The sequence below is a fragment of the Dietzia sp. DQ12-76 genome, from assembly GCF_014145045.1.
Classification (GTDB): Bacteria; Actinomycetota; Actinomycetes; order Mycobacteriales; family Mycobacteriaceae; genus Dietzia.
Map to the genome: position 1 here is coordinate 1,441 of NZ_JAALDV010000512.1, position 3,757 is coordinate 5,197.

At 68.8% G+C, this 3,757-nt stretch carries 3 protein-coding genes and 2 pseudogenes; all 5 read right to left on the bottom strand.

All coding sequences use genetic code 11. The annotated features are described in order from the left end of the window. Nucleotides 1-318, bottom strand: a pseudogene (locus G6019_RS17485) (esterase); the annotation flags it as partial. A 124-nt stretch (nt 319-442) separates the two neighbouring features. Beyond that, a complete protein-coding gene (gene bsh / locus G6019_RS15835) occupies nt 443-1,420 on the bottom strand; it encodes a choloylglycine hydrolase (protein WP_182612662.1) in 978 nt (325 codons plus the stop codon). A gap of 114 nt (nt 1,421-1,534) precedes the next feature. After that, nucleotides 1,535-2,791, bottom strand: a complete 1,257-nt coding sequence (locus G6019_RS15840) for an RCC1 domain-containing protein (RefSeq protein ID WP_182612660.1) — start codon at nt 2,789-2,791, stop codon at nt 1,535-1,537. A 178-nt stretch (nt 2,792-2,969) separates the two neighbouring features. Continuing rightward, a complete protein-coding gene (locus G6019_RS15845; protein ID WP_107757732.1) occupies nt 2,970-3,473 on the bottom strand; it encodes a beta-class carbonic anhydrase in 504 nt (167 codons plus the stop codon). A gap of 76 nt (nt 3,474-3,549) precedes the next feature. Then, nucleotides 3,550-3,757: pseudogene (locus G6019_RS15850) on the bottom strand (PepSY domain-containing protein); the annotation flags it as partial.

Below are 3,757 nucleotides of genomic sequence, written 5' to 3' on the forward strand. Positions count from 1 at the left end.
CCCGCCGACCAGACAGGACACGGCGAGCATCACCGCCAGCAGGGCCACGGCGATCCAGACGTACACCGTTCGAGGGATGGCGTCCGGGATGGGTTTGAACACCCCCTCGACCAGGAACCCGCCGGTCGCGGTCGCCAGTGCGGCGGCGATCGCGCACGAGGGCAGGGTTCGCCTCCACCACCGGCGTCGGTCCCGGGTGCCGCTCCTGACGCCCGTGGAGCCGGCGACCGCCAGCCCCGCGAAGCCGACCACCACGAGTACCCACAGGGTCGCCGACGCCGGCGTGTCCAGAAGAGACACACCGAGTAGCTGCTGCATCGCCGCCCACCTCCACCGCGGACCCCGTCAGGCCGCGCGTCACACCCGTGTCGTCGTCACCTGCGTGACACCGCGGGTCGGAGCCTAGAAGGGTTCGCTGAGAAGACGCGGAGACGGCGAGCGCTCAGTTCTGCATGGCGATCTGCTGGCCCGTCACCAGGGGATAGTCAACGATGGCGTCGGAGTCGAGATCCGCTGCGTGCATGTCGACGCCGGTGATCTGACTGTTCTCGTAGGTGGTGTAGTAGTAGACGCCGGTGTCGGCGTTGCAGCAGGACGAGTAGATGGTGATCTCGTATGAGTCGTCGCCGCCGACCTGCACGCATCCGCGCTGCTGAGCGACAGATCCGAGGATGTGGAAGAACTGGCTGAGGGATTCCGACTCGGACGTCCCGGAGACCGAGTTCATCTTGGTGAAGACGGCCTTGGCGAACCGCGAGGACGAGGACAGGTCGCCGGGCAGACCGATGGCCCCCATCCCCCGGCTGTAGGTCTCGAACTCGAGCCGCTCGGAGAAGCGGTTCTCGGGCGGGGTCGTCGACAGATGCATGTAGTCGTTCAGCCCGAAGCTCTGGATGTCGAAGGTCGGGTTGTTGGTCAGCACGCCGTACGGATTGTCGTAGACGCGCAGACCGGAGGCCACGCTCTCCACGGTGAGGGACCTGTGACGATCCGAGATGATCCAGTGCAACGGTGACTGGGGGAACTCGGAGCTGAACGGGATGTCCACGAGGTTCACCTCCGACAGCGCGGTCTCGACCTGATCGACCGTGTCGAACTGGCCCAGAACCCAGGGGATGAACTCGAACGGCGCGACGTTCGCCTTGCCCGGGGCCTCGGGTTTGTAGTCCGCGTTCCCGGGGAAGTTGAGCCCCGCCATGCTCAGACCCCGGTCGTTGGTCCCGTCGTAATACAGGGGGAACCCCTCAGCGGTGGTGGCCATCCCGATGATGGCGTGGTGGGTGGGTAGCGGCGGGAGCCGCCGGAACTCGAACGGGAAGTTCCGGGGCGTGATGGTGACCTTCTCGTGGTAGGAGTACTCGAGGTCGAGGTTCCTGCCGAAGTAGTGGTCCCTCGTGGTGTGGCTGAGACCGGTGCACATGGCGTGCCTCCCTTGTCGGGGCGCTCCTCGGGAAAGAGGAGGTGTCTCATCCGTATCAGGGTGAGGTACGACACACCAGAGGTGAGTCGGAACCGTGACCGGCCGGGCTCGTCCCTACCGGGGGAGCCCCATCACCTGGACGGGACCGGGGCGGTTCTCCGTCGTGCCGTCGCCCAACTGGCCGTAGTGGTTGAGGCCCCAGCACCTGATGGAATCGTCATCCAGGGCCGCGCAGGTGGACGAGCCCCACGAGCTGATCCCCGTCGCGCCGGCCAGGTCTTCTACGGGTACCGGGACGAGGCTGTCGTCAAAGGTGCCGTCGCCCAGGTTGCCGAGGAAGTTCGCACCCCAACACCGCGCCGAGCCGTCGCGGAGGACCGCGCAGGAATGCGCGCCTCCCGCGCTCACTGCGACCACGTTCGACAGTCCGTCCACCGCCACGGGCACCACGCGGTCCGTGGTGGATCCGTCGCCGAGGGCGCCGTTGTAATTCTGTCCCCAACAGCGGGCACCGCCGTCCGTCAGAGCCGCACACGTGTGGTTGCTGCCCGCTGCGATCGAGGCCGCGTCATCGAGGCCGGCCACGGGCGTCGGAGTGAGCCTGTTGTCGGTGGTGCCGTCGCCCAACTGCCCCTCCCCGTTGCGGCCCCAGCATCGGGCGGTGCCGTCCTCGAGACGAGCGCACGAATGGAGGGGTCCGAGATCGATCGAGGACACGGTGCGCAACTCCTCCACGGGGACCGGGCTCGTCCGGGTGTCGGTGGTGCCGTCCCCCAACTGTCCCAGGTTGTTCACGCCCCAGCACGCCACCGTCCGGTCGACCAGCAGAGCACAGGCGTGGGCGTTGCCGGTGCTGACGGCGATCGCACGCGAGAGCCCGTCAACGGGCACGGGGGTGTACCGATCGGTCCGCGTCCCGTCCCCCAGCTGTCCGAGGAAGTTGGAACCCCAGCACCGGACCTCCCCGGCACGGGTCACCGCGCAGGAGAAGTTGGCCCCCACGCTCACCGAGGTGACGTCCACGAGGTCGGCCACCTCCACGATGGTGCCGGGGGCGACGGTGGGTCCACCGCCCAGCGAGCCGTACGAGTTCCGGCCCCAGCACGCGACCGTGCCGAGAGTCGTGACGGCGCACGCGTGCTCGTCCCCCATACTCACCGAGAACGGGTTCGCGTCCTCGCCCGGGCTCCCGGCGCTGCCTGTGCTCCCGAGGCTGGCCGTGTCCGCCAGGCTCCCGAGGCTGCCCGTGTCCCGCGATGAGCCCTGGGCGTCGGCCGCTCCCGCGGCGAAGACCACCGCGGCGATGGCCAGACAGATCACGGCGACGACGACGCCCACTGCCTTCCCGAGGTGAATCCTGTGGTGAACCATGCTCGACCGCGCCCCTTCCGGCGTTGGCCCCGGGGGGGCAATTGGTGAGCAGGAACTTATCACCGTTGATTCCAGCAGCGCCACCCCGTGAGTACAGTGCCGTCGCGCCACCGATGGTGATGAGACCGAGCTGTGCAGATCCTGCGCGTGCCCTGAGGGTGCGGGCGGCCCTCGGACCTCACTCCGGGCTGCGGGCGACCTCGCGCAGCTCGCCGGTCTCCACGTCGTAGACGAAGCCGCGGACCGCGGAGGCGTGCAGGAGGAACGGATCCGCCTCGACGCGTGCGAGCGACTGACGGACGTCCCCTTCCACGTCGCCGAACGCCTCCGGAGACCACCGCGGGCGCAGACCGGTGTCGGCCTGGATCTGGTCCTTGAAGTCGTCGTCTCTGAAGGTGAGCATGCCGCAGTCGGTGTGGTGGATCAGCACGATCTCCTCGGTCCCCAGGAGCCGCTGGCTGATCGTGAGCGACCGCAGGACGTCGTCGGTGACCACGCCTCCGGCGTTGCGGATCACGTGCGCGTCACCCTCGGACAGACCCAACAGTCCGTACGGATTGAGGCGGGCGTCCATGCACGCCACCACGGCGGTCTTGCGGCCGGGCGGCATGGGCAGGCCGCCCTTGTCGAAATCGGACGCATAGGCCCTGGCGGCCTCGAGTAGCTCGTCGGTGACTGTCATGGCCGCAATCTAGACCCGCGAGTCGCCCCGTGACCAGACTTTCGCTCGCCACGGGGCGAATCGGCGTCGGCGTGGGTCAGCCCCGTGCCCGCCGTGCGGCGAGCCCCGCCAGCGAATCCAGGACGAGGAACGCCGCCAGCGAGATCCCCAGGAGCGGGACGGCCCATCCGGCGACCGCGATCACGGCCGCCCCGATCAGGACCGCCAGTGGGCGGCGGCGCAGAAGTTCGAGTGCCGCGCCCCGCACGGGGGGCCGGGCCAGACCGCGGGTGCGGGTGGGTCGA

Coding starts and splice junctions, on each gene's coding strand:
- bsh (WP_182612662.1), bottom strand. CDS start 1,420: ATGTGCACCGGTCTCAGCCACACCACGAGGGACCACTACTTCGGCAGG.
- G6019_RS15840 (WP_182612660.1), bottom strand. CDS start 2,791: ATGGTTCACCACAGGATTCACCTCGGGAAGGCAGTGGGCGTCGTCGTC.
- G6019_RS15845 (WP_107757732.1), bottom strand. CDS start 3,473: ATGACAGTCACCGACGAGCTACTCGAGGCCGCCAGGGCCTATGCGTCC.